The following is a 26,496-nucleotide window of genomic DNA, read 5'->3' on the forward strand; positions in this document are numbered from 1 at the left end:
ATGCAATGACGAGCTCATTTTATACTAATATTTACACATAGTATTGTTTCTAGATTATTAAATAATGCTGTTTGTAAATATTCGATGCCTTGACCGGATTTAAATTTAGACAGAAAGGACGAATCTAATGGCAATAGCAACAATAGGAAGTCGTTTAACCTATACAATCGTTGTCCAAAATACCGGAACACTTCCTGCCCAAAACGTTACATTTACAGACCCTATACCAGCCGGCACCACTTTCGTTCCAAACAGTGTAACTGTTAACGGTACTCCAACAGCTGGCAATCCCTCAACTGGAATTCCTATTAATAACATCCCTGCTGGTGGTTCTGCTACAATTACTTTCCAAGTAGATGTAACAAGTATTCCTACCCCACCTGTCGCCAGTAACGTAGCATCATTTGGATACACATTTCAACCAGCTCCTAACGCACCCACTATTAATCGAACAGCAACAAGCAATATAGTTAATACAGATATTTTCACAGCTAATGTCGCATTAACAAAAGCAGTAGATAAAACAATTGCTACTATCGGTGATACGATTACGTATACAATTACAGCCACAAATCAAGCCACATTAGCTGCTAATAATGTTATCATTACAGACACGCCTCCTGCCGGCACATCGTTCGTACCGGGTAGCGTTACAGTTAATGGTACTTCTACTACAGATAATCCTGCTACTGGAATAAATGTAGGAACGATTGCTGCAAACGGGAATGCTACAATTACGTTTCAAGTTCAAGTTAATACTCTCCCTACACCAAACCCTATTCCAAATAGTGCAACTTCAAGCTTTCAATATAATCCACCAAACCAACCACCAATTAACAGAAACTCTACAAGTAATATAGTTGAAACACAAATTAATGCTACTATCATAAATCCAACTAAAAGTGCAAACCAACAAATTGTAAATATTGGTGACATCATTACGTATACGATTACTGTTCCAAATAACGGTAATACTTCAGCAACAAATGTTTCCATCACCGACCCTATCCCTACTGGCACCACTTTTATTCCAAACAGTGTTACAGTTAATGGAACGGCACAATCTGGCGTAACTCCAACAAATATTCCGCTAGGTACAATTCCTGCTGGTCAAACTACAACTGTCACATTTCAAGTCCAAGTCACTTCCCTTCCAGCTAACGGAACGATTACTAACGAAGCAAATATAACATTTACGTCGCAACCGAATCCGGCTGAACCCCCAACAACCACTACCATAACAACACCTCCAACAACTACTTCTGTACGAACTGCAATTGTAAATCCTACAAAATCTGCTAGTCCACAAGTTGTCGATATTGGCGATACGATTACGTATACGATTACATTACCGAATACAGGAAATATTTCTGCAACTAATGTTATTGTGACTGATCCGATTCCAAGTAGCACTACATTTATTCCGAATAGCGTCACAATTAACGGTACTTCACAACCTGGCGTAAACCCTTCTGGTGGTATACAAATTGGAACAATCGCAGCTGGTAATACTGTCACTGTCACTTTCCAAGTTCAAGTTACCTCTCTCCCAGAGAATGGCCTAATCCGAAATATCGGAACCACAACATTTACGTATCAACCAGATCCTACAAAACCAGCTATTACAACAACAAACCCTACACCACCTACTACTACTCCTGTTAACACCGCTATTACAAACCCTGTTAAAACGGCGGATAAAACTACTGTTGATATCGGTGATGTTATTACGTATACGATTACTTTCACTAATGATGGTACGATCCCTGCTACAAATGTAGTTTTTACTGATACCATTCCTACTGGTACAACATTCATTCCGAATAGCGTAATCTTAAATAATGTACCGGTTCCAAATTCAAATCCCGCACTAGGAATCCCAGTTGGAACAATTGATCCCGGTGAAACCAAAACACTATCTTTCCAAGTTCTTGTTACACAAATTCCAGCTGGCGGTGTTATTACAAACGAAGCTTCAACGACATATACGTACCAGCCAGATCCAACAAGACCGCCGGTTACCACAACCGAACCGACAGCACCTACTACAGTCTCTGTTAATACCGCTACAGTTAACCCTACAAAATCTGCTAATCGTACTTTCGTTGATATTGGTGATGTTATTACGTATACAATTAGTTTACAAAATAACGGCACTGTTCCCTCAATAAATATTGTACTAACAGATCCAATTCCAAACGGTACAACATTTATTCCAAATAGCGTCACGATTGATGGTGTCTCACAACCTAACAGTAATCCTGAAAACGGTATATCAATCGGTACTTTAAATCCAAATCAAGCAAAAACAATTACATTCCAAGTTCAAGTTACAAGTGTCCCACCAAATGGAATTATAGAAAACCAAGGCAGTGTATCATTTAATTATATTGTTAATCCAAATGAGCCTCCTGTTACAACAACTACCCCAACTCCTAAAACAGAAACTCAAGTTGGGACCGTTATTACAGCGCCTACAAAATCTGCCGACAAACAAGTTGCTGATTTAGGAGATACGATTACCTACACGGTCACATTTACAAATAACGGGACCGTTCCGGCTACAAATGTAGTCGTTACAGACCCTACACCTAACGGGACTATTTTCGTTCCAAATAGTGTTACAGTCGATGGCATTACAACGCCAGGAGCAGCCCCATCACTTGGTATACCACTTGGTACCATTTCTGTCGGAGAAACAAAAACAATCACGTATCAAGTTGTCGTTACAAACTTACCACCTGATGGAATAATTAGAAACCAAGCATCCTTCACTTACCAATATCAACCGAACCCAAGTGAGCCTCCTGTTACAACAACTACCACCACTCCAAGTGTAAACATTCCAATTAATAATCCTAATCCAACGACTACAAAATCTGCTGATCGACAAGTTGCTGATATAGGGGATACGATTACTTTTACTGTAACATTCCAAAATAGAGGGACCGTCCCCGCTACAAATGTTATTATAAAAGATGCACTTCCATCTGGTGTTTCTTTCGTTCCAGGTAGCGTTGTCGTAAATGGCACATCACAACTTGGAGAAAACCCTGAAATTGGTATACCCGTCGGCACTGTAAATCCCGGTCAAAGTATTACAGTTACGTTCCAAGGTGTAGTAAATAGTATCCCGCCCGGAGGAGTTATTAGAAATCAAGCAAATATTACATTCACATACGAGCCAAATCCAAATGAACCTCCCGTTACGACAACTATTACAACTCCTGAAACAGAAACAGCAGTTAATACCGCTACACTAAATCCACAAAAAACAGCAGATCGCTCCTTCGTTGCATTAAATGATGTCATTACCTATACTCTCTCATTTCAAAACACCGGTACTGTTCCTGCTACGAATATAACAGTAATAGATTCTATCCCTGCCGGTACTGTATTTATTCCAGATAGTGTTACGATTAATGGGATTCCTCAAGCAGGAACAAATCCATCATCAGGAATTTCACTTGGAACTTTAGCGCCATCCGAACGCGCAACGATTACTTTCCAAGTACGAGTAATAAACATCCCTGCTAGCGGCGAAATCCGAAATCAAGGTAGTGCAACATTTAATTATCAACCGGATCCAAATTTACCTCCAGTCACAAAAACAGAAACAACTCCTGAAACAACGACTCCTATCCAAACTGTAGTCATAAGTCCGACAAAAACAGCAAACCTTACGTTTGCAGAAATTGGCGATATTGTAACTTATACTGTCACATTTACAAACCAAGGAACTATACCTGCTACAGGTGTAACAGTTACAGACTCTTTGCCACCGGGTACAACTTTTATTACGAATAGTGTTACTGTAAACAATGTCGCTCAACCCGGCGTAAGTCCAGTCACAGGAATTCCTGTTGGAACAGTTAATCCCGGCGAGACAGTTACTGTTACATTCCAGATTCAAATAAACGCTATTCCTCCTAATGGAAAAATAGAAAATACAGCAAGTGTTACCTACACTTCTCAGCCTAATCCTAGCGAACCTCCTATTACAACAACAGAAACGACTCCTACCGTAACTTTACCTGTTCGTACCGCTAACCCGAACCCGCAAAAAACAGTGGATCGTGAGTTTGCAAGTATTGGTGATACGCTCACTTATACAATCACCCTTCAAAATACTGGTAATATACCTGCAACTAATGTCATTATTACAGATTCTATCCCTACTGGAACTACATTTATCCCTGGTAGCGTTACGATTAATGGCATTCCACAACCTAATTTGACCCCTGAAATAGGAATCCCAGTTGGCACATTAAACCCTAGACAAATAGTGACTGTTACTTTAGAAGTACAAATAACAGCTTTACCACCAAATGGCATTATCTCAAATGAAGCAAATGTCACTTACACATCTCAACCAGATCCGACACTCCCGCCTATTACAACAACCACACCGACTCCAATCGCAGAAACAATTGTACAAAATGCAGAATTAGAGTCAACTAAAACAGTAGATTTATCAGTTGCTAACATTGGAGATGCACTCACGTATACAATCACTCTTGAAAACCTCGGAAATATTCCAATGACAAATGTATCCGTCATGGATCAAGCACCAGTAGGCACACAATTTATTGTGGATTCTGTTACAATAAATGGGATTTTGCAACCAGGTATTGATCCAAGTATCGGGATACCTATCGGCACAATACAGCCTAATCAAATAGTAACCATCACGTTCCAGGTAACGATTACAAATATACCTCCTAACGGTGTTGTTACAAATATTGGTTCAATCAACTTTACATCTCAGCCTAACCCAAATGAACCTCCTATTACAAAAACAGAAGAAACTCCTCCAGTTAATACTGAAATTATTAACAGCATTATTAATCCAGCAAAAACAGCTGATCGAAACAATGTTGATATAGGTGATATCATTACGTACACCGTTACCTTCCAAAACTTACAAACTGTTGAACTAACAAATATTATTTTCACAGATTCGATTCCAATTGGTACGACTTTCATTCCAAATAGTGTAACAATTAATGGTATCTCAACGAGCGATGTTGATCCAGCTCTTGGCATTCCTCTTGGCACATTAAATCCTAGTCAATCAGTTGTTGTAACTTTCCAAGTTCGTGTTGTTTCCATACCACCTAACGGAATTATTGTAAATGAAGCTACTATCACCTACACATTCCAACCTAATCCTGGAGAACCCCCAGTAACAGTAACTACACCGACTCCACCTACTACTACAAATGTCAATACCGCAACAACGAACCCTACAAAATCCGCAGATAAAGTATTTGCTTTATTAGGCGACACAATCACCTATACAATCTCCTTACAAAATACAGGAACTGTCCCTGCAACAAATGTACTTGTAACCGACCCTATTCCAGCTGGTACTACTTTCATTCCGAATAGCGTTACGATAAACGGCATTCCACAACCAGATATCGTTCCTAGTTCTGGAATTCTTATCGGTACATTAGAACCTAACACTTCAGCCGTCGTAACTTTCCAAGTTCAAGTAACATCGATACCACCGACAGGTTTTATCGAAAATGTAGGAAGCGTTTCATTCCAGTACCAGCCAGATCCAAATTTACCTCCCGTATCCGTTACTACGCCTACACCTACTACAAAGACGCAAGTAAGTGAAGTTACTACTAATCCTAACAAACAAGCTACTCCTCAAGTTATTAACCTTGGTGATACTGTCACTTATACAATTACGTTCCAAAATGTAGGGAATATTAATGCGTCAGATGTTATTATTGCAGACCCTACTCCAGCTGGTACTACTTTCATTCCGAACAGTGTTACGATTAATGGTGTTGCTTCACCTGGAGCAAATCCAAATAGTGGTGTAAACGTTGGGACTGTAACTCCAGGACAAATTGTTACATTAACTTATCAAGTTACTGTAACTGAACTCCCACCAGACGGTATTATTAAAAACACTGCAACTGTCACTTACACATTCCAGCCAAACCCTAGCGAACCCCCTATTACTATTACAGATCCTACTCCAACTGTTGAAGTATCCGTTATTACACCTACACCTAACCCAAATAAACTAGCCGACAAACAAATTGTAGATATAAATGAAATCATAACGTATACTGTAACCTTCCAAAATCGCGGATCAGTCCCTGCAACTTCCGTTATCATTACTGATCCGTTAGCAAATGGGTTAACGTTTCTTCCAGGTACTGTTGTAATAAATGGCATTCCAGATCTTGGAGCAAATCCTGTTGTAGGTATACCTGTTGGAACAGTCAATCCAAACGATACAATTACTGTTCAATTCCAAGCAAGAGTCACAAGTGTACCACCTGGTGGTATTATTCGAAATCAAGCAACTGTTACTTTCACATATGAACCAGGTCCTGGTGAACCTCCTATTACAATTACAGACCCTACTCCAATCAACACAACGAATGTAAATACAGCTATATTAAATCCGGAAAAAACAGCCACGCCGGAAACAGTTACTTTAGGTGATATCATTACGTATACGATTTCTCTCCAAAATACAGGTACCATTCCTGCTAATCATATACTTGTAACTGATACAATTCCTATCGGTACTTCGTTCATCCAAAATAGTGTAACAATTAACAACGTGCCGCAACCAACTGCAAATCCATCAGCAGGCATCCCAATTTCAACACTTGCTCCTTCTGAATCCGCAACGATTTCTTTCCGTGTCCTAGTTACTTCAATTCCACCAAGCGGAGAAATTCAAAACCAAGGTAACGTTTCCTTCCAGTACCAACCCGATCCTACTAAACCACCGGTATCCGTTACTACCCCTACACCTACTACAATTACTCCTGTAAACGTTGGGACTATTAACCCGATAAAAACCGCTGATAAATCCATCGTTTCAGTAGGTGATACGATTACATTTACTATCACATTCCAAAATGAAGGTACGATTCCTGTCACTGACATTTCTGTTACAGACTCACTTCCTGTCGGCACATCATTCGTTCCAAATAGTGTCACAATTAATAACATTCCCGTTCCAAACGCAAATCCATCCACAGGCATTCCAGTCGGAACTCTTAATCCAACAGAATCCGTAACTATTTCATTCCAAGTACAGGTTATTACACTTCCAGCTAATAGAATGATTACAAATATCGCATCCATTACGTATACTTCTCAACCCGACCCGACTAGACCACCTATCACAACAACGACTACAACACCACCAATTACGATAGAAGTAAACCCTAATGAGCCAAACACATTTATTAAGACCGCAAATGTAAATAGCGCCCATCTCGGTGATTTCATCACATATACACTTACCTTTACTAACAATGGCATCATCCCAGTAAATAACGTACTCATTACCGACCCACTTCCTCCTGAGGTTACTTTCTATCCAAATTCAGTAACAGTAAATGGAGTAGCACGTCCCGGAACTAACCCAACTATCGGTATTCTTATCAATACTGTTAATCCAAGTGAATCCGTTGTTGTTCGTTTTATCGTTCAAGTAACAGCAGAGCCACGAAATGGTCTCATTCGAAATACCGCTCGCATTCGCTATACACTCAGACCAGATCCTACTAAACCACCGATTTCCGTTGATGAAACTTCAGAGCCAAACATTATTCCGTTTATCGGTCCGTTCGTCTCACCAAATTTAAATTGTTTCTTTAATGGGGAACGTTTTATCCGGCGCGGTTGGAATAGAAGATGTTAGCAATATAAAATAAAAAGACAGCGTCAAAAAACGCTGTCTTTTTATTTTATACATATACAGTTTTTAAGTTAATTTCATATCTTTTTCATTATAAAAACCATCTTCTTTTTCCATTTCCTTCTGTAATTTTGTAAAGGAACGGTACATTGCAATTCTCCATGACACAATCATCGCAAATGCCAGCAAGAAGAACATACCACTAAGTTGTCCTAAATCAAGAGATTGGCTTAAGTATGTTTTAAATACAATCCGCACGACAAGTAATCCAATTAATATAAAAACAAATGCTTTGGAACGCTTCAAATAAATCTCTTGTCCTCTAATCTCAAATTTAGATGTTTTAATAAGAAAAATAGAGAAAAACAAACCGACGCCAATTGCTTCTAACATTTCTGCTGGAGTTAATCGAAATTCAGGAAAAACATACATCAATGCTCCCGTACTCATAAAAAATGGTGGAAGTATAATTTTTTTCAATGTTGCAGGTTTCTTAGCTGCTTTTAAACGAATAAACATCGCACCAACAGCCATACAAACAGCAACGATACTGGATAAAACAACTATGTTCATATTTTCTCATCCTTTTTTGTGGCTATATGCAAAATATACTTTCATTATATGCTTTTCCGTTAGTATTTCCAACATTTTCACAGAATAATACTAAAAACCAGTAAAACCACCAAATAAACTTGAGAAATATACGATAATTTTCGTCATCCAGTTAAAGTATAAGAAAATACCCATGATAATCATAACGTATCCCCCGATTTTCATGAACTTCATACTGTTTCTTTTAATCCAAGACATTTTCGTAATAAAGAATGATAGTACGAAGAACGGAATAGCAAATCCAAGTATGTATGCGATCATATAAATCATTGCTGATTCTGGGTTTGTTGCTGCTAATCCGATTACAGATACTAAAATAGGTCCAGTACAAGGAGTCCATCCTGCGGCAAAAGCCAATCCAATTAAAATAGATCCAAAATAACCACTCGGACGATTTTTAAACGTGAATTTACGATCTTGCATTAAAAACTTCGGCTTAAACACACCGACAATAATAAGACCAAATACGATGATAAATATACCACCTAACTGTCTAATTAAATCTTTATAATTTGTAAAAATGCCTCCAATAAAACTTGTACCAAATCCAATTGCCATAAATATAATTGAAAATCCAAGTAAGAAAAACGCTGTATGTATCATACTTCTTTTGCGAAGCATTGCATTTTCTTCTTTCAACTCAGAAACCGACATACCTGTTATGTACGATAAAAATGCCGGATAAAGCGGTAAGCAGCATGGGGAAATAAATGATAAAAACCCGGCGCCAAACGCTAAAAAAATACTAATATCTTGCATTGTTCCACTCCTCTCTTTACATATTGTAGCAAAAACATATAAAAATACTGTGAACAATTCGTGAAATCACTTTTCCAACGTGATAATAAGAAAAACTACCCTTTCACGCTTTTTCTAAAAAAACGTTTTCAGTTCCTTCTATTATATAGAAAAATCTCAATTAAACTACAAAACCTCTCTAATGTTATTAACATAACAAAGGTAACATAGTTTCTCAAATGATTAGCATATTATTCGTATGTCTATATACATATTGATTAAAAAATATTTTTTTCAAATGCTGTCTTTATACAATACAAAGCTGATTTTACAATACTTCTATTATTACTAATTTCAAGATTATGCATAAATATCATACTTTTATTATTATTCTATAAAATGTCACACTTTTCTTTTATTTGACCCTTCATTTTTAATTTTGTATACTTCCCTCTAGTTATATATGTCCGTTACGGAACAAGTTCATATAGATGGGAGGAATTTTTCATGCTTCGTTATTCTCTTTTAGTTTTATTAGGAGCGTGTAGTTATGGGATTTTAGCTATTTTCGTTAAACTTGCATATGCAGAAGGATTTTCACTTGGAGAGGTAATTGGCAGCCAATATTTGTTCGGTTGGATTATTTTGCTTGCTATTACACTTCTATTTTCTAGACATCGTGTTCCATTAAAACAAGCATTAACTTTATTCGTTGCAGGTACATCTGCAAGTTTCACTGGAATTTTTTATTATGCTTCATTAAAAACTGTACCAGCATCTATTGCAATTATACTTTTATTTCAATTCGTTTGGGTCGGAATTATTATTGAAGCAGTCGCAACAAAAACATTACCTTCAAGAGAAAAGGTTATTTCCGTTATTTTCTTACTTGCAGGTACATTTTTATCAAGTGGTTTACTAGAAAAATCAGCAGGTGATTTCGATACGACAGGAATTATACTAGGCCTGTTATCTGCTGTTACATTTGCAACATACATTTTTGTGAGCGGAAAAGTTGCTGTTGAAGTACCTTCATTACCACGTGGTGTTCTCTTAATGGCTGGCGCTTTAACTTTAGTAATGATCGTATTCCCTCCAACATTTATTTTTAACGGTGCAATTTCTGAAGGTCTTTGGAAATACGGTTTAGGTTTAGGAACATTTAGTATCGTTATTCCTTCTATCGCCTTTACAATTGGTATTCCAAAGATTGGTTCTGGCTTAGCAACTATTCTTGGTGCAGCAGAATTACCCGTTACTACAATTATGTCTGTATTCGTTTTAAAAGAAGCTGTGCTCTCTTCACAATGGTTCGGTGTATCACTTATTTTAATCGGTATTGCAATCCCGCAAATTGCCTATGCAATGCGTGGACGTTATCGTAAACATCATACACATAAAAAAGTTGCTGCATAAAGTGAAGACTTACACATGATAAACGAGAGAGGATTTTCATTTGAGAATCCTCTCTTTTATTATTGTATACTTATAGTAAATACTTTATTTAAGAAAGAGGGCATTATAAGTGGCATCAAATCTAGAACAGTTAACTGATCAACTTATTTCTATTCGTAGAAATTTACATGAGAATCCAGAATTATCCTACGAAGAATTCAAAACGACGAAAGCTATAAAGAATTGGTTAGAAGAAAAAAATATTACAATTATCAATTCTAGTTTAGAAACGGGCGTTATTGCTGAAATTTCGGGGAATAGTAACGGACCGCTTATAGCAATCCGTGCTGATATTGATGCCCTTCCTATTCAGGAAGAAACAAATTTATCCTACGCTTCAAAAATCCATGGAAAAATGCACGCTTGTGGGCATGATTTTCATACAGCTGCTATTATAGGTACAGCTTATTTATTAAAAGAAAGGGAACCTTCCCTAAATGGAACTGTTCGCTTTATATTCCAGCCGGCTGAAGAGAGTAGTAATGGCGCTTGCAAAGTTATTGAAGCTGGGCATTTACATGGCGTACAAGCTATTTTCGGTATGCATAACAAACCTGATTTACCAGTCGGTACAATCGGTATTAAAGATGGTCCACTTATGGCCGGAGTTGATCGATTTGAAATTAAAATTCACGGAGTTGGTACACATGCAGCTGTACCAGATGCTGGGGTAGATCCAATTGTCGCATCCTCTCAAATTGTGATGGCACTACAAACTATTGTAAGCCGAAATATAAGTTCTTCACATAATGCCGTCGTCAGTGTCACAAACATCCACTCAGGAAATACGTGGAACGTTATTCCTGAAAAAGCAATATTAGAAGGTACTGTTCGTACTTTCCAAGCTGAAACACGCGAAAAAATTCCAGCCTTAATGGAACGTATCATTAAGGGCGTTTCTGATGCACTAGGTGTAAAAACAGAATTCCATTTTCATTCAGGTCCTCCTGCTGTCCATAATGATGAAAGTCTTACTCATTTATGTACACAAACTGCACAGGAAATGTCACTAGACGTGATTACCCCTACTCCTTCCATGGCTGGCGAAGATTTCTCTTTTTATCAACAACACATACCAGGATCATTCGTCTTTATGGGAACGAGTGGTACACATGAATGGCATCATCCAAGCTTTACAGTAGATGAGCGAGCGTTACCTATAAGTGCAGAATACTTCACTTTGTTAGCTGAAAAAGCACTTAAACACTTTTCCTAAAAAAGGAGCCGTTAAGAAATGCTTAACGGCTCTTTTTTTTAAGTTAAATCACGTTTTAAAAATACTGTATAGGAAATGATTAAAAATACAAATAAATACAGTACTAACATACATGATGCAAACGGGAACGTTACTCCATCAATAAAGCTTCCATTCTTTGCAATACTATATAAATCTGTGTTTGCTGGCAATAAATATTTCGCCCAATCATATCTAGTTGCTGCTAGTAATGCAATATTACCTGATAAAGCAAGAAATAGTGAAATACCAATCGCGCCTCCACTAGATCTTGTTAGTACAGAAATCATAAATGCAAACGCTGCGTACACAATCGTCGGCAACCACGATAAAATATAATACTTACTAGCTTCTACAAAAATATTTTGTTTTATAATATTTCCATCTTGGAAAATAAACTCGCTCCATGCAGGCTGCTGGAATTTATAAATAACAAGTCCACATAAAATGGAGAAAATCATATTAAATATAAACAATAGCGCTGCAAATATGACAATTGCTAAAAATTTAGCTGTCAAAATTTTAAAGCGACTTGCTGGTCGTATCGTTAAAAATTTATATGTTCCCCAGCTATATTCATTCGCAAAAATTGTACTTGCATACACGAGGATAAACGGGAGCAATATTGGAAATACGATAAAACCTGTATCTCTCATGAAAGAAAGCGGAGAACTACTTGCAGGTGCTGTATCTGTATCTAAATGCTTCATCTTAAGCTGATATTCCTTTACAAGCTCATCCCCAGATCGTTCCGCTAAAATTGCTTCTTTTTCCATGCCTAGCTTTTTCTCAATTTCTACAGTTCGTTCTGTATAATCAGCTTTCCATCCTTTTGTTTCCGGCTCCAAATACTTTACAGTAACCCATCCTAATCCGATTATTAATACTGCAATAACTGCAAATGGAATAATCGTTCGCTTTCGCTTAAATATTTTATACAATTCGTTATACACTAAATTAAACAATATCTTTTCCCCCTGTTAATTCTAAAAATTGCTCTTCTAACGTTTTTCTTTCTTCATATACACGATACACTTGAATGTTTTTCTCAAGCAATGTACGAATAACATTTGGGATTTCTTCATCTTTTACATGAATAAGTAAATCATTACCTTTTATTAAAACATCTTGGTCTAACATTTCTGCCGCTTTATTCGCATCATCTACGCGTATACGGATTGTCTCCATCTCTTCACTTTGATTATGCTGAATATTTTGCGTCGCGACATATTCTCCGTGCTGAATAATGATAACTCTATCACACATTAATTCAACTTCCGAAAGTAAGTGACTAGATACAAGTACCGCTTTTCCTTGTTCATGTGCAATTTTCTTTATGTACATTCTCATTTCATGTATTCCACTAGGGTCTAATCCATTCGTTGGTTCGTCTAATATTAATACATCTGGATCATGAATAAGCGCTTGGGCAATTCCTAAACGTTGTCTCATGCCGAGTGAATATGCTTTTACTTTGCGATTAATTACTTGTCCCATCCCTAGCAATTTCACTACTTCATCGATACGTTCTTCTGTCACGTTACCATTCATGCGTCCGAAATATGTTAAATTCTCATAGCCGCTCAAAAATGGATAAAATTCCGGTGTCTCAATTACTGCTCCAATTTTCGAGGCAGTACTTTCAAATTGCTGTTTTACAGATTGACCGTCAATCCAAACTTCGCCCTCTGTCATACGAATCATGCCGACCATCATTCTCATTAAAGTCGTTTTTCCAGCACCATTTGGTCCAAGCAAACCAACTACTTCACCTTTTTTAACTTCGAAACTAATATTTTCTACAAGTGTCTTTGAACCGATTCGCTTCGTTAACCGCTCGACCTTTACAATTGATTGTTCATTTGTCATGCTATACAACCTTTCCTTCCCATTCTTTGTCAGGTCTTTACACTGTAACATGATTATTTTTATGTGTAAAATGGAAAAAAGGCATGATTGCTCATGCCTTTTCTTTAAACTGAAATGAATTTTCATCTTGTAAACTTTGAACAAATCGAATACATTGCACCATCGATAATAGAAGAATAACAATCATAATTATACTCACTACTACTATTGCATATATTGTAATCGGTGCACTATTTATCCCTTGTATTCCTGTTATTTTCATAAAGATAATCGTAAATAATTTTAAAAATAACATCCCATTAACTAATCCAAACACAAACGCTGCTCCATAAATAAATAATTGTTCCTGACATAATACACATAGTACGTTCCTATTCTCTGCTACATAAGATTTAATTTCTTCTTTCCTCGCTTGCAGAAGAGAATAAGTCATTTTATATGTAATAAACGTACATATGAAAATGACTACGATAAACAACGTGTAAAAACACATTTGAAATAAAAGTGTAGTCCCTAATTCCCCAGCAACTACTTCATTAAATTGTAGCGATATCATAAAAAACAAAATCATAATACTCATAGCAATCCACATAAATTGCTTCATCCTTTTGGTAGCAAATGTTCTTATATTTTTTCTCGCTAACCGACATAAAGACATAAAATTCTTCCCCTACCTTATTACATACGCATTCTATACTACTAGTGTATAAAAATATGACATTTTAAACATCGCACTACAATCGGAATTTTCTCTAAGTCTTTAGTCCTAGAAAACAAAAATGAACATGTTTATCTCTTTAGTATAGAACTAAAAAAAGAACAATAAAGCGGAAAGGCAATTATATTGCCTTTCCGCTTTATTGTTTAATGAGGTGTACTTTTTAATAACTTAATTAATCTCATCCTCAACTTCTATTCTTTTCTTCTCTCTTGCAATTTTTAAAAACTCTAGTAGCTCTGGATTGCTATTCATTTTTTTGTAAGCTACTGACATTTCTGCAACAAAATTAGAATCATATAGCTCTTTATATACAACTTCTGTTTTATATAATTTATTTGCCGATACGGGTATGACTGTAATTCCAATCCCCGCTGCTACAAGTCCCATAACTGTTTGATATTCCGTCGCTTCTTGTACGATACGCGGACTAAACCCGACGTCGCGGCAAAGTGATAAAATTGTATCGTATAACGCTGGCCATACTGGTCTCGTAATAAATACAAACGGTTCATCCCGTAAATCTTCTATATGTATTTCATCTTTCTCTGCAAGTGGATGAGCCTTCGGTAAACATAAAGTACAAGATAGTTTTTGTATTGGCTCTAACTCTAATAATTGTGTTGGGATTGGTGGACGCAAAAATCCAATATCAATTCGATTATCATGAAGTGCATGCACTTGATCTGGAGTAGATAATTCATGTAATGCAACAGACACCCTCGGAAATTTCTTTCTATACTCCCTTACGATAGATGGTAAAATATCATATATCGCCGCACCTACAAAACCAATTGAAAGTGAGCCCACTTCTCCCCTTTGGGCACTTTGTGCAATCTCTACCGCTTTTTCAATTTGTTCGAACGCTTTTTTTACTTCTTTCAAAAACATTTCTCCAGCTTCTGTTAATTCAACCTTTCTCTTCGTTCTTGAAAATAACATAACTCCCATTTCTTTTTCTAATTGCTGAATTTGTTGACTAAGCGGTGGTTGTGTCATTTGTAAACGAGCAGCCGCTCGTCCAAAGTGTAACTCCTCTGCCACTACAACAAAATATTGCAAATGCCGTAATTCCATTTTGGACACCCTTTTCCATTTCAATTAATACGTCTAATATATTAATAACATATAATTTATATATTAGACAAATTTTTTGAATGAACGTATAGTAGAAATTGTTAATTCTTTTTTACAATTTTTATGTAAAAAAAGAAAGAGGTGGTTACTGTATGAAATGGTGGAAATTAAGCGGACAAATTTTACTATTATTTTGTTTCGCTTGGACAGGTGAATGGATTGCAAAACAGGCACACCTCCCAGTTCCAGGAAGTATTATCGGTATTTTTTTATTATTAATCTCATTAAAATTTAACCTAGTGAAAAAAGAGTGGATACAAGACGGTGCAGACTTTTTATTAAAAGAACTTATTTTATTTTTCATTCCTTCTGCAGTCGCTGTCATACGCTACAAAGATACACTATCACAATATGGAATCGATCTCATCTTAATTATTATGATTAGTACACTTTGTGTCACTCTCGTTACAGGACTCTTAACAGAATTGCTACTAAAGCGGAAAGGATCCGTGCAATGATCGGCTTTCTTTGTTTACTATTAACACTATTCACATATTGGATATCGAAGAAAATGTATCAACGCTGGAATTGGAGCTTACTTTCTCCTCTTCTCGTATGTCCTATTATTTTAATCGCGTTATTACTCGGACTAGACACATCTTATGAAACGTATGAAACTGGAGGCCACTGGTTAACAGAATTATTAAAACCTGCAACAGTTGCTTTTGCATGGCCAATCTATAAATACTTTGATTTACTTAAGAAACATGGAATAGCTATTTTACTTAATGTCATTGTTGGTTCGTTTCTATCAGTTATTACTTCAGCACTACTAGCAAATTATTTTCAAATTGATTCATCGTTAGAACATAGTTTAGCACCTCATATTGTAACGACGCCAATTGCAATGGCCATTTCAGAAATGATTGGTGGTATGTCACAATTAACAGCAGTATTTGTTGTTTTAACTGCGTTAACAGGAGCATTGCTCGGACCTTCTCTCATTCGTATATGCCGTATTAAAACAGCAATTGCAAAAGGTATTATGTTAGGAACGAGCGCAAATGGAACCGGCACATCAAAAGCATTCGAAATCGGTCCTGTAGAGGGAACGATTGCAAGTTTATCTATGCTTTTAACTGCAGGAGCTAGTTTAGTTATCGTTCCGCTTTTCTTATCGTGGATACATTAAAAAAGCAAGTGTTTACACACTCGCTTTTTTATTTATGTATTTGTTTAAAATCTCATAATCCTCCGGGAAAGATAACGTTAATTCCTTCATTTCATCTATCCTCTTCCAAGCAACTTCATGTATTAACTCATCAGGATCTTGGATTTTCATACTACCGCCTATTTTTTTTACGACATAATAATGAACGTATACAGGAACCCCATATGTAATCCCTTCTTTTTCGTATATTTTACTTACAACTTCCACATTGTAACCTGTTTCTTCCCAAACTTCTCGGATACAACATTCCTCTAGTGTTTCTCCTTTTTCAAGTCCTCCACTTGGGACGGACCACCTTTTTTCTTCACCTTTTTGTCCTTGCAATACCATTAAAACCTCATTTCTTTCATTTACACATACTGCTGCACAACCTATCCATCTTTCCATATACATCCCTCCCCTACTACTATTCGTCTCCTTTTTTATTTTCTCCTTGAAAAAAGAGGAAAAAAGGAAAACAATGACGAAAATTTACATCAACTTCATAGGCAGTTCCTTCTTAGAAATTAAAAACGGAAGGATGAAAGCATGATTTTTAAATATGTTGTGGAATGTGTCTTTTGTGAAGAAAATCGAAAACCTCGCCAAGCTATCGTCACAGTTCCTGCTACTACTCAGCTACTAGCCATTGAAAAAGTGCGTGCAGAATGTAAACGTCGTTTCGGAAAAGCTTTATTATTACAAACTGAAATTAAAGAAGAAATAGTTTTTGAACAAAAAGAAAGCTGACCATAAATTGGTCAGCTTTCATATCCGATCATATTTTCACATGAAGATTAGGGGCATCCTCTTTAAGGATCGGGATTTTCCCATTATGTACGTTCCATAATGGTCATCGAACAATATATTTCTATACAATTAAATATTGAATAGAATAGGGCAAAACTTGTTCGCATTTTTAGAAAAGGGATAGGGATATAATTCAAGTAGTACTTCGAATACTCGAACTTTACACTCATTATATTAAAGCAAATCCTTTTATATGGGAAATATGAATTACTTACATAATTCATTCGTAAAACATATTAGTTTGCTATATTATTTTTATCCCATTAATAACATACATCCAGCGAAAACTGGTGTCATAATCATTGAAAACTTCAAAAGCATACGTGGTGCATAATTTGTAAACTTCGCACCGATATAAGCTCCTAGCATCGTCCCAATTAATACTTGCAATAATAATATATAATCTAGATACCCTTCTGAACTATACCCTAACCCACCCCCAATCGCAATGGGCAATATAACAAGCATTGTTGTTCCTACAGATTGCTGAATCGTCAATCCTAATAGACCCATTAATCCAAGTTGAATAAATGGTGCAGAACCAATCCCAAATGAACCAGCCATCATTCCAGTGACTAATCCAAGACATATACATTTCATTATGTTCTCTTTCGAAAAATCTTTAATCTCTGCTAAAAGTAACTCTTCCCTATTTTGAAACTTAATTAATTTAATAAACATAAAAATTGCAGATAAAAATAACATCCCAGCTGTAAACCAATGAAGAAGATGTCCTGGTATAAGTGAACCAATTTTTGAACCGATATAAGAACCAAGCGCTCCACATCCCCCAACAATCCCGCCTATAGTAAGTACTACATTTCCTTCACGATAATGACTTATAACCCCAGATAATGTCGTAAATGCCATAGCAGTTAAAGACGTTGCAAGTGCAACGTGAATAGGAATATGGAATACTAAAGTGAGTATCGCGATAATAAACCCGGCTCCCCCAGCTCCAACAAACCCTAATAAAATCCCCATTACTAACATCGTTATAATAATTGCCACATACTCTCCCTCCAGTAAGGCAATTATCCACCATATTCTTTCTTCTACACAAATAAAAAGCATCCATCTAGGATACTTTTTATTTCAATACTATGTACTTAATCTTGATTAATCAAAATAACCGCGGGGCCAGCGACTACTACTCCAGCTACTTCGATTTTTTCAAATTCCTTTACTGTAATAGATATAACGCCTTCTCTTTCCATCAATTCTTTACTCAGGACATCAGTCGGTATAGCTTTCACCGTCTTACCTCCTTTTCATTTATACAATATGATAAAGTAAAACTTTAACCAGTATGGATTTTCAATCAGGCTGCTCGCAAATAGCTCGTTAAAAACAATCCAACGCATCTATATATATGCATCACCTCCGCTTTCATTCCTTATTCCACTCAAAAACCTCCGCTCCCTTCCATAACATATTGAAAAATAAAAAAGCACTCGCAAAAGCGAGTGCATTTTCATTATTTACTTTCTATTACTTTTAACATTCTATTAATAAATGCTGCCGATTCTCCACGCGTTGCAGAACCTTTCGGCATAAATTCATTATTTTCATTTCCTTTTACAATACCTAATCCATAAACACGTTGTACAGCTTGTTTATCATATGCTAAATCTTGATCTGAAAATGGTAACGAGACTAAGTTACCTTTAATTTTTTTATATTGCAGTGCACGGTCAATCATGATAACAGCTTCATCTCGTTTAATCGTATCGTTTGGAGCAAATATACCATTTCCTCTACCACTTATTATCCCAGCACTTGCTGCACGATTAATACCATCTATTAGCGATGGATGTGCTGTATTTAAGTCATTAAAATTCGATGATCCTTCAGGTAGCTGCAATGATCTTGATATTAAATTTGCAAATTCACCACGTGTCACAAGGCGCTCTGGCCAATAAGAACCTTTTCCATCTCCAACCATAATACCGCGCTTATCTAATTCACGAATGTCTGCTTCATACCAACCACCCGTTATATCATCTTTATGGTTCGCATCATAATAAACTTTTGTTCCTTGTAAGAATGGTTCCCACCCATTATTTTTAATCATAATGGCTGGACAAATCTTCCCACTCCAAAATTGATGTTTTTTCACATTTTCTAAAGGAATATTTAATTCCCCCATTAAATAAGCTGCTAGTTTACGAGCATTTTCAACAGCTTTATTATAATCACCATCTTCGTTTACAGCAATTTCAATCGCAATTGATTCTCGATTCCCAGTTCCTTCTGCTCCATCTCCTGCATGCCAAGCATTTTCGTTTAATGGCAGGTGTTGATAAATCTCTTTATCGTCTACCGTAAAGTGCCACGACGCTGAACGATCTTCCGTTCCCGTTGCTTGGTTATATAAATATATCGCATGGTTTCTAGCATTTGCCCCAACACTATAATTATCGGTCTCATGAATCGTAATATACTTCGGGTTCATCGCATAACCTGGACGAATATTTTCATTTCCTTTTGGTACAATCATTTCTTTTAAAGGTACACCATAAATATCCGTTGTTTTCTCTTCTATTGGCGCAGCATACATAGCCGCTGCACGTTTTGTACGTGTTGGTGCTGCATCTTGTATAAGTGAAGCTTTTGTTCCTTCAAATTTTGCTGAAGGTGAATGAATCCATTTCATCTCATTATTTATTTTTACTTGGAACCATTCTCCCGCCTGTCCAATTGCTTGAATAGTTTGCGGCTCCAGTACATTTTCTTCTTTGTATGAAGTAAATGGTTCAGAGTAAGTAGAGCTTCCTTCATTAATAACTAACTTTTCACTTAATAACGGGTGAATTTCTTTAACCTCTACATTTCCATCACTATTTTGTATCCATCCCGTTCCCGATGAAGTTTGAACATAGTAAGCGTTTCCTTTTCTCTTCTCAGCTTTTACAACTTGATTCGAAATACGAATCCCTGTCTCTTTTTGGAAATTACTAGAATCGTATAAAGGTACTTCTTTCACTATATGTACAAGAAACTCACCTTGCACTTCACTTCTTACTCCTTTATCTTCCCCTCGACCATCTTCATCTTTCATATGGTTTTCAATACTTTTTAAAGCTTGTTCATCAGATGAAACTGTAACAGTTTTTCCAAGCTCATTAGCATAGGAATAATTTGGAATCGTTACCATACTAAATACAATTGATGCAGCTAAAACATTATAAAATCCTTTTTTCATCATAATACTTAACACGCATATCTTTAAATTCGTGTTAAAATTCCCCTCCTCAACCAAAATATAGATTATCTACTAAACTATTAAGTAACATAACCATTTACAATATAACAGACTCATTCCAATTCGTATAGATAGGAATGACTACTATTTGCCTACATTTACTATATTGGAATATAAAAAAGAAGCTATAATATATAGCTTCTCTCAACGGTTCTTTAATCGGTATGCACCTTATATTCCACAACTTTACCATCTCTATCAAATTGTAAAACAAGATGTTCACTATCTATGGGAATAAAGCCACGTTCAGTTCCAAGATAGTACGAAGTGATAACCCCGTTTTCTCCATTTCTCGTTTCAGTAGGCGTTCCTAATAATTGTGTAATTTCTTCATTTGATTTTCCTGTTAATTTATATTTTTGCAATAGATCATCTACCATATGTACCCGTTTATCTTCAGCATGTAACCACCGATCTTGGTTAAACTTGGAAGTGTATGTATTCATACTTAATTGTGCAGTACATACTACTAACGGAATAAGTGCTACTATTAATACTCCCGACATTTGCTTCTTTTCTTCATTACGATTTTTAGCCACATATAAGATCGACTTTTGAATCATAACTAATAAAACAAATGGCATGACTATTATAAAAATGCTCGTTACACTTAATGACGTATGAGCCATACCAATAATAAACATAAAAGCAAGATACATGAGTATATACAAACAAATATAAACATACAAAATACCCCTTAATATAGCACTCAGAAAGCCCACCTCTTTTTAATTCATTATATAATTCATTCGATTAATGGTTTCTCGAAGTTTTTCTAACTCTTGACCTGTATATATTATTTTCCCCGTTAAGAATTCATTTCTGAAAAACGATACAAGTTGCTCTCTATCTTTTAATCTCGGCGTTTTTTCTTCAGAAAGATCTAACACTTCTTTCCCATTCTCATTATAAAAATATACAATCGGATTTATGTTTTCCTTTACAATATCAACTTGCATTTCTTTCAAACAATTGTATAGAATATGAGATAGTTTCTTCGCTCTATATACTGGATTCCCTTCATTTTTCACTTGTATCGTTAATGAATCTTCACCTGTAATATATTCAAACGTCTCTTCTTTCTCTATCTCTTGTTGATACTTGCCAATTTCATCAATCATAAATGAATATGTACTAGCATTTTCTTTCGTTAAGCCATGAATTAATTTCCCTGTCCATTCTTTCGTTTCAAGTACATACATACCCGTTTTACTTAAAACAAGATGATGAATTCGAAAATCATTTCTTCCATGCTGATTCCTCATAAAAACATTCGGCATAATATGAAATTCATTATCTAGTATTATGCCTTGCTCTACGAAGCCACGCTTCATATACTGTAATGTTTCGTGTGTACTCACTTCGGCTCCATTTTTCGTATACTCTCGCAAATCTGCAATTAACTTTTGAAACATATGTATTTCGTTACTATGTTTTTCTTGCATTTCACTGCGTTCTTTACTATGTTGCACAGCTAATTGATTTTTCATCATACGCATATTTTCAAGTTCTCTCGCTGCACTTATTTGTAAATCATTGTATTTTTTCTGTTCCATATTTTTTAATGTATTTTGCTGCTCTTTATGTTCTGTAACCGTAGCTGCAATTTCATTTTCGTACGTTTCAATTGCTTGTTTTTTTTCAAATTCCGCTTGCTGACTCTCTGATTCTAGCTGTTTATTTTTATAAAACAGCACGAATACTGCAGCTAATAATAATAAAATTACACCTATTAGCACATAATTCATATTTTTTCTCCTTTATTGCATTTTCAATTATTTTTATAAACATCCATTATATTATACTATGCTTTTAATATACACTTTGTAAAAATTACATATTTATAATAAAAGGCATCTCAAGCGAGATACCTTTTACGTTCATTTTATTGTACACCATACTGAATATAACTCGGATCATAGTATATCCATTCGCTTCCACCTAAAGCAATCCAACTATCTTGTTCGTCCAAAACTTCATATGATTCTCCTCTATTTAGCTGACGGATTACATTTGACTGTAAAGATCGTCTACCCCGTAAATTTACATTATCGCCATTAATTACAGTAACACCATAGACTGCAGTAGCAGTACTGGGCCGGGAAACATTTCCACCACCATTTGTTCCATTTCCTTGCAAAGCTTCTAATGAAACCGCTGCTGTGACGACGTTTATACTATAGACATAAAGAGCAAACATATTTTATAAACAAAGTAAAAAAGCCTTGTAATTACAAGGCCTTTTGTAAACTTCCTTTATTTTGTAGTAAATACATATTATAATACAATCCTTGTTCACTCAGTAATTCTTGATGTGTCCCTCTTTCTACTATCTCTCCATCGTGCATAACAAAAATTTGATCTGCATCTTGTATGGTAGATAATCTGTGTGCAATCGCTATCGTAGTCCGTCCTTTTCGCATTTGCTGTAACGCTGTTTGGATTGCATCTTCAGTTTCTGTATCAATATTTGCTGTTGCTTCATCTAATACTAACACTTTCGGATTCGTCGCTATCGTTCTAGCGAAAGCAATTAATTGTCGTTGACCACTAGAAAATGCAGCTCCTCTTTCTACTACTTCCGTTTCATACTGCTCTGGTAATTTTTCAATAAACGTATTCGCTTGCACAAATTGTGCCGCTTCTTTTACTTCTTCATCCGTAATTTCTTCATTATACATACGAATATTTTGTTTTACATTTCCCGCAAATAAAAATGCATCTTGCAATACAAGTCCTATTTTCTTTCTAATTTCTTGTTCTTCAAATTTCTCTAACTCTACACCATCTATTACAATATTTCCGGACTTAATATTATAGAATCTCAGTAATAAATTCATAATAGTACTCTTTCCGCTGCCAGTGTGCCCAACGAAAGCAACCGTTTGCCCTTGTTTCACGTGAAAAGATACATTTTTTAAAACATCACGTTTTCCATCGTACGAAAAAGTAACATTTTTAAATTCAATATCTCCATTAATAACTTGAGGATTTCCATCCCCTTTTTGAACTGGCGCTAAATCTTTCTCATCCATTAAATGAAATACACGTGATGATGAAACCAGTGCCTGTTGGAAAAATGATAATTTCATCATCATCTCATTTACAGGCTGGAAGAAACGATGGATATAGTTAACAAACGCATATAAAACGCCTACTTCAACAGGACTCTTCAAAGCATCAATTCCAAATAAACCAAGTACTAACGCAATAGCTACAATATGAACTAAATCAGTTGCTGGACGTAAAAGCAATGCATCTAACTTTAATGTACGTCGCCCTGCACTATAATGTTTATTATTCACTTCTTCAAATTCTTTTCTCATACGCTTTTCTTGTCTGAACACTTGAACAATATTCATCCCTTGAATGGACTCGTTTAACTTTGCATTTAACACACTTAATTGATTACGGACTTCTAAATAAAAAGCTGCACTTTTCCGACGATATAGCACCATAATCGCAAACATGATCGGAATTAATACGAGAGAAAATAGCGCTAATTTTACATTTAATAAAAACATCGCTACTAAAATCCCTACTAAAAATACGATATTTTTAACAAATGTTGATAATACACTGACATAAAAATCTTTAATTGCTTCTGTATCATTCGTTATGCGCGATACGAGCGTACCAATCGGCGTACGATCAAAGAAACTTAATGACAACTTTTGAACATGCTCATATACTTCAACACGCATATCTTGAACAATTTTAAAAGCGATATTTTGAAAATATAACAAGTCTAAATAAGTAAATAATACTTTTAATAAGTGAGCAACAATATACACTACAAATAGAGTAACAAGTGCTGATTGATCAAAGTTACGTGGTACTAAGTGTTCATCAAGAAATTGTTTAATTAAAAAAGGACCCATCATTTCTGTTACAGTTGCACCAACTAGAAATAAAAATGCTAATGCTAACAGTCCTTTATATGGCCTCATATAAGACAGTAATCTTCTTAAATCGCTCTGTTTTTTCTCAGCCATCATACGCCTCCTTTCTCGACTAATGCTTCTAACTGCTGGCTCTCATACATTTCTTTATACCAACCATGTTCTTTCATTAGTTGTTCATGTGTACCTCGTTGTACAATTTTACCTTCATCCACAACAAGAATAAGATTGGCATGCTGAATTGCACTTAAACGATGGGCAGTAATAATTGTCGTTTTCCCTGCTCTCTCCCTCTTTAAAGCATTTAAAATCGTTTCTTCTGTTTTTGCATCTACTGCTGATAAACAATCATCTAAAATTAAAATTTCAGCATCCGTTAATAAAGCACGCGCAATAGAAATTCTCTGTTTTTGACCTCCAGATAAAGAAACACCTCTTTCCCCAACTACTGTTTCATATCCTTCTGAAAATTGAAGGATGTCATTGTGAATACAAGCAATCTCTGCAGCACGGGTAATTTCATTATATGTAGCATCCGCCTTTCCAAAGGCAATATTCTCCCCAATACTCGCTGAAAATAAAAAATGATCTTGCGGCACATATGAAATAGCAGAACGGACACCGTAAAGTGTTACATCTCTAATATCCCGCTCTCCAACTTTTAATTCACCATTAAAATGATCATACTCACGGATTAAACATTTTAATAAAGTCGTTTTCCCTGCACCTGTACGTCCCACGACCCCTAAAGTTTCCCCCTTCTTCAAATCAAAGTGAATATCTGTTAAATGTAACAGTTCATTTTTCTTATACGAAAACGAATCGACCGCAAATGAAACATCACCGCTCGCTACTGTATGCACAGCATTTTCTCTATTTACTACATCTGATTTTTGTGAGAGAATTTTTTCTACACGGTCATACGAAGCACGCCCACGCTCCATAATATTAAACAGCCATCCAAACGCTAACATCGGCCAAACGAGGGTACCTAAATACGTCGTAAATGTAACGAGATCACCTACTGTTAATTCACCTCTCACAACTAATACTGACCCGTAACATACTGCGATTAAAAATGAAAATCCTACGATAAGAGCGATTGTTGGATCAAATAACGAATCAATACGTGCAACTAACATATTTTTATGTACGACATCTTCTGATTTTTTTCGGAACGCTTGCAAATCTTCTTTTTCTTGTCCAAGCGATCGAATTACCTTCATCCCACTCATACTCTCTTGCACTTTATCATTGATTTCCGAAAACGATTGCTGCGCTTTATGAAACCTTTTATGTAATAAAGTGCCGTAATAATTTGTCGATATTGCTACAATCGGCATTGGAATTAAGCTTAACAATGTTAACTTCCAACTAATTGTAAAACCCATTGCTACGAGTACACATCCTCCAACAGCTAATGAATCAACAAGTGTTAAAACACCCGCCCCAGCAGTTTGCTGAATTGCTTGAATATCATTGGTCGCGTGCGCCATTAAATCACCTGTGCGATTTGACTGATAGAAAGATGGACTCATCTTTGTAAAATGTTCATACAAATTTTTCCGTAATTGGCGAGCTAACTTTAATGAAGACCCAAAAATCATAATGCGCCACACGTAACGTAATATGTACATCGTAATACCTACAATTACTAATAGTACAACCCATTTTAGTAACTTATCGGTCGTCAATGTTCCATCATTAATTTCATCTACAACGATTCCAATTACTTTTGGTGCTACAAGTTCTAAAAGTGCAACGCCAAACAACAAAATAATTCCAGTTATGTACGCTCGTTTTTCTTGTTTAAAAAACCACGCTAAATTCATAAACACTTTCATTTTTTTCCTCCTCCCTTAAAATGAGCGATGTTTTCAGTTTACCAAAAATACAGAATTTTTAAAATTTTTAAACTC

General features: G+C 35.8%; 20 protein-coding genes and 1 pseudogene. 6 read left to right on the forward strand and 15 right to left on the reverse strand.

All coding sequences use genetic code 11. The features are described from left to right. The first annotated feature begins 127 nt into the window (after window positions 1–127). The gene (locus tag BGI23_RS17485; protein WP_070806702.1) at window positions 128–7,690 is read left to right on the forward strand and encodes a DUF7507 domain-containing protein; all 7,563 of its coding nucleotides are present in this window, start codon (window positions 128–130) and stop codon (window positions 7,688–7,690) included. Between the two features lie 63 nt (window positions 7,691–7,753). Here the strand turns inward: BGI23_RS17485 and BGI23_RS17490 are convergent, their stop codons facing one another. Together BGI23_RS17490 and ccdA are read right to left on the reverse strand one after the other, a co-directional pair. Beyond that, window positions 7,754–8,260: a CcdC family protein gene (locus tag BGI23_RS17490; RefSeq protein ID WP_001028639.1), complete on the reverse strand. Its 507-nt coding sequence runs from the start codon at window positions 8,258–8,260 to the stop codon at window positions 7,754–7,756. A gap of 90 nt (window positions 8,261–8,350) precedes the next feature. Further along, window positions 8,351–9,058 carry a cytochrome c-type biogenesis protein CcdA gene (gene ccdA / locus BGI23_RS17495; RefSeq protein WP_070806703.1) on the reverse strand — a complete coding sequence of 236 codons (708 nt, stop codon included), beginning with the start codon at window positions 9,056–9,058 and terminating at the stop codon, window positions 8,351–8,353. 486 nt (window positions 9,059–9,544) lie between these two features. On the opposite strand from ccdA, the gene BGI23_RS17500 reads away from it, so the two are divergent. Beyond that, on the forward strand, window positions 9,545–10,453 hold the full coding sequence (locus BGI23_RS17500; protein WP_000947048.1) for an EamA family transporter: 909 nt from the start codon (window positions 9,545–9,547) through the stop codon (window positions 10,451–10,453). A gap of 109 nt (window positions 10,454–10,562) precedes the next feature. Beyond that, window positions 10,563–11,708: a M20 peptidase aminoacylase family protein gene (locus BGI23_RS17505; protein ID WP_000157893.1), complete on the forward strand. Its 1,146-nt coding sequence runs from the start codon at window positions 10,563–10,565 to the stop codon at window positions 11,706–11,708. Between the two features lie 38 nt (window positions 11,709–11,746). Here BGI23_RS17505 and BGI23_RS17510 read toward each other — a convergent pair whose 3' ends face one another. From BGI23_RS17510 to alsR, 4 genes are all read right to left on the reverse strand, one after another. Further along, a complete protein-coding gene (locus BGI23_RS17510; RefSeq protein WP_000482766.1) occupies window positions 11,747–12,691 on the reverse strand; it encodes an ABC transporter permease in 945 nt (314 codons plus the stop codon). Further along, a complete protein-coding gene (locus BGI23_RS17515) occupies window positions 12,684–13,595 on the reverse strand; it encodes an ABC transporter ATP-binding protein (RefSeq protein ID WP_000180647.1) in 912 nt (303 codons plus the stop codon). The genes BGI23_RS17510 and BGI23_RS17515 overlap by 8 nt, the downstream gene beginning before the upstream one ends. Before the next feature lie 91 nt (window positions 13,596–13,686). Then, the gene (locus BGI23_RS17520; protein ID WP_070806704.1) at window positions 13,687–14,253 is read right to left on the reverse strand and encodes an FtsX-like permease family protein; all 567 of its coding nucleotides are present in this window, start codon (window positions 14,251–14,253) and stop codon (window positions 13,687–13,689) included. Between the two features lie 231 nt (window positions 14,254–14,484). Continuing rightward, entirely contained in the window at window positions 14,485–15,390 is a 906-nt protein-coding gene (alsR, locus tag BGI23_RS17525; protein WP_000423223.1) for an acetoin biosynthesis transcriptional regulator AlsR, read from the reverse strand. Between the two features lie 152 nt (window positions 15,391–15,542). On the opposite strand from alsR, the gene BGI23_RS17530 reads away from it, so the two are divergent. Together BGI23_RS17530 and BGI23_RS17535 are read left to right on the forward strand one after the other, a co-directional pair. Further along, a complete protein-coding gene (locus tag BGI23_RS17530; RefSeq protein ID WP_000872364.1) occupies window positions 15,543–15,908 on the forward strand; it encodes a CidA/LrgA family holin-like protein in 366 nt (121 codons plus the stop codon). Continuing rightward, complete coding sequence (locus BGI23_RS17535; protein ID WP_000578957.1) at window positions 15,905–16,582, forward strand: LrgB family protein; 678 nt, start codon at window positions 15,905–15,907, stop codon at window positions 16,580–16,582. The genes BGI23_RS17530 and BGI23_RS17535 overlap by 4 nt, the downstream gene beginning before the upstream one ends. Before the next feature lie 12 nt (window positions 16,583–16,594). Here BGI23_RS17535 and BGI23_RS17540 read toward each other — a convergent pair whose 3' ends face one another. Next, window positions 16,595–17,008 (reverse strand): NUDIX hydrolase, encoded by a 414-nt coding sequence (locus tag BGI23_RS17540; RefSeq protein ID WP_070806705.1) that lies wholly within the window; start codon window positions 17,006–17,008, stop codon window positions 16,595–16,597. A gap of 141 nt (window positions 17,009–17,149) precedes the next feature. On the opposite strand from BGI23_RS17540, the gene BGI23_RS17545 reads away from it, so the two are divergent. After that, window positions 17,150–17,350, forward strand: a complete 201-nt coding sequence (locus tag BGI23_RS17545) for a DUF3903 domain-containing protein (protein WP_000576449.1) — start codon at window positions 17,150–17,152, stop codon at window positions 17,348–17,350. A gap of 315 nt (window positions 17,351–17,665) precedes the next feature. On the opposite strand, the gene BGI23_RS17550 is transcribed toward BGI23_RS17545, so the two are convergent. The 8 genes and pseudogenes from BGI23_RS17550 to BGI23_RS17585 form a co-directional block, all read right to left on the reverse strand. After that, window positions 17,666–18,421: a sulfite exporter TauE/SafE family protein gene (locus BGI23_RS17550; protein ID WP_000974646.1), complete on the reverse strand. Its 756-nt coding sequence runs from the start codon at window positions 18,419–18,421 to the stop codon at window positions 17,666–17,668. A 98-nt stretch (window positions 18,422–18,519) separates the two neighbouring features. Then, entirely contained in the window at window positions 18,520–18,666 is a 147-nt protein-coding gene (locus BGI23_RS17555) for a BC1881 family protein (RefSeq protein WP_000644411.1), read from the reverse strand. Between the two features lie 221 nt (window positions 18,667–18,887). Then, window positions 18,888–20,615 (reverse strand): S-layer homology domain-containing protein, encoded by a 1,728-nt coding sequence (locus BGI23_RS17560; protein WP_044793518.1) that lies wholly within the window; start codon window positions 20,613–20,615, stop codon window positions 18,888–18,890. Between the two features lie 215 nt (window positions 20,616–20,830). Then, the gene (locus BGI23_RS17565; RefSeq protein ID WP_014481737.1) at window positions 20,831–21,397 is read right to left on the reverse strand and encodes a hypothetical protein; all 567 of its coding nucleotides are present in this window, start codon (window positions 21,395–21,397) and stop codon (window positions 20,831–20,833) included. Window positions 21,398–21,403: 6 nt separating this feature from the next. After that, window positions 21,404–22,423 (reverse strand): nuclease-related domain-containing protein, encoded by a 1,020-nt coding sequence (locus BGI23_RS17570; protein ID WP_001110285.1) that lies wholly within the window; start codon window positions 22,421–22,423, stop codon window positions 21,404–21,406. A gap of 149 nt (window positions 22,424–22,572) precedes the next feature. Beyond that, a pseudogene (locus tag BGI23_RS17575) lies at window positions 22,573–22,842 on the reverse strand (SH3 domain-containing protein); the annotation flags it as partial. Window positions 22,843–22,906: 64 nt separating this feature from the next. Then, window positions 22,907–24,670: an ABC transporter ATP-binding protein gene (locus tag BGI23_RS17580; RefSeq protein ID WP_000818391.1), complete on the reverse strand. Its 1,764-nt coding sequence runs from the start codon at window positions 24,668–24,670 to the stop codon at window positions 22,907–22,909. Continuing rightward, complete coding sequence (locus BGI23_RS17585) at window positions 24,670–26,421, reverse strand: ABC transporter ATP-binding protein (RefSeq protein ID WP_000862463.1); 1,752 nt, start codon at window positions 26,419–26,421, stop codon at window positions 24,670–24,672. Before BGI23_RS17585 ends, BGI23_RS17580 begins: the two co-directional genes overlap by 1 nt. Window positions 26,422–26,496 lie beyond the last annotated feature (75 nt).

This window comes from Bacillus sp. ABP14 (genome assembly GCF_001831375.1).
In the GTDB taxonomy this organism is placed as follows: domain Bacteria; phylum Bacillota; class Bacilli; order Bacillales; family Bacillaceae_G; genus Bacillus_A; species Bacillus_A paranthracis.

Excerpts from the sequence above, each read along its gene's own strand:
- BGI23_RS17540 (WP_070806705.1), bottom strand. The coding sequence starts at position 17,008 with ATGGAAAGATGGATAGGTTGTGCAGCAGTATGTGTAAATGAAAGAAAT.
- BGI23_RS17535 (WP_000578957.1), top strand. The coding sequence starts at position 15,905 with ATGATCGGCTTTCTTTGTTTACTATTAACACTATTCACATATTGGATA.
- BGI23_RS17580 (WP_000818391.1), bottom strand. The coding sequence starts at position 24,670 with ATGGCTGAGAAAAAACAGAGCGATTTAAGAAGATTACTGTCTTATATG.
- BGI23_RS17500 (WP_000947048.1), top strand. The coding sequence starts at position 9,545 with ATGCTTCGTTATTCTCTTTTAGTTTTATTAGGAGCGTGTAGTTATGGG.
- BGI23_RS17485 (WP_070806702.1), top strand. The coding sequence starts at position 128 with ATGGCAATAGCAACAATAGGAAGTCGTTTAACCTATACAATCGTTGTC.
- BGI23_RS17560 (WP_044793518.1), bottom strand. The coding sequence starts at position 20,615 with ATGAAAAAAGGATTTTATAATGTTTTAGCTGCATCAATTGTATTTAGT.
- BGI23_RS17530 (WP_000872364.1), top strand. The coding sequence starts at position 15,543 with ATGAAATGGTGGAAATTAAGCGGACAAATTTTACTATTATTTTGTTTC.
- BGI23_RS17585 (WP_000862463.1), bottom strand. The coding sequence starts at position 26,421 with ATGAAAGTGTTTATGAATTTAGCGTGGTTTTTTAAACAAGAAAAACGA.
- BGI23_RS17570 (WP_001110285.1), bottom strand. The coding sequence starts at position 22,423 with ATGAATTATGTGCTAATAGGTGTAATTTTATTATTATTAGCTGCAGTA.
- alsR (WP_000423223.1), bottom strand. The coding sequence starts at position 15,390 with ATGGAATTACGGCATTTGCAATATTTTGTTGTAGTGGCAGAGGAGTTA.
- BGI23_RS17490 (WP_001028639.1), bottom strand. The coding sequence starts at position 8,260 with ATGAACATAGTTGTTTTATCCAGTATCGTTGCTGTTTGTATGGCTGTT.
- BGI23_RS17520 (WP_070806704.1), bottom strand. The coding sequence starts at position 14,253 with ATGTCTTTATGTCGGTTAGCGAGAAAAAATATAAGAACATTTGCTACC.
- ccdA (WP_070806703.1), bottom strand. The coding sequence starts at position 9,058 with ATGCAAGATATTAGTATTTTTTTAGCGTTTGGCGCCGGGTTTTTATCA.
- BGI23_RS17515 (WP_000180647.1), bottom strand. The coding sequence starts at position 13,595 with ATGACAAATGAACAATCAATTGTAAAGGTCGAGCGGTTAACGAAGCGA.
- BGI23_RS17545 (WP_000576449.1), top strand. The coding sequence starts at position 17,150 with ATGATTTTTAAATATGTTGTGGAATGTGTCTTTTGTGAAGAAAATCGA.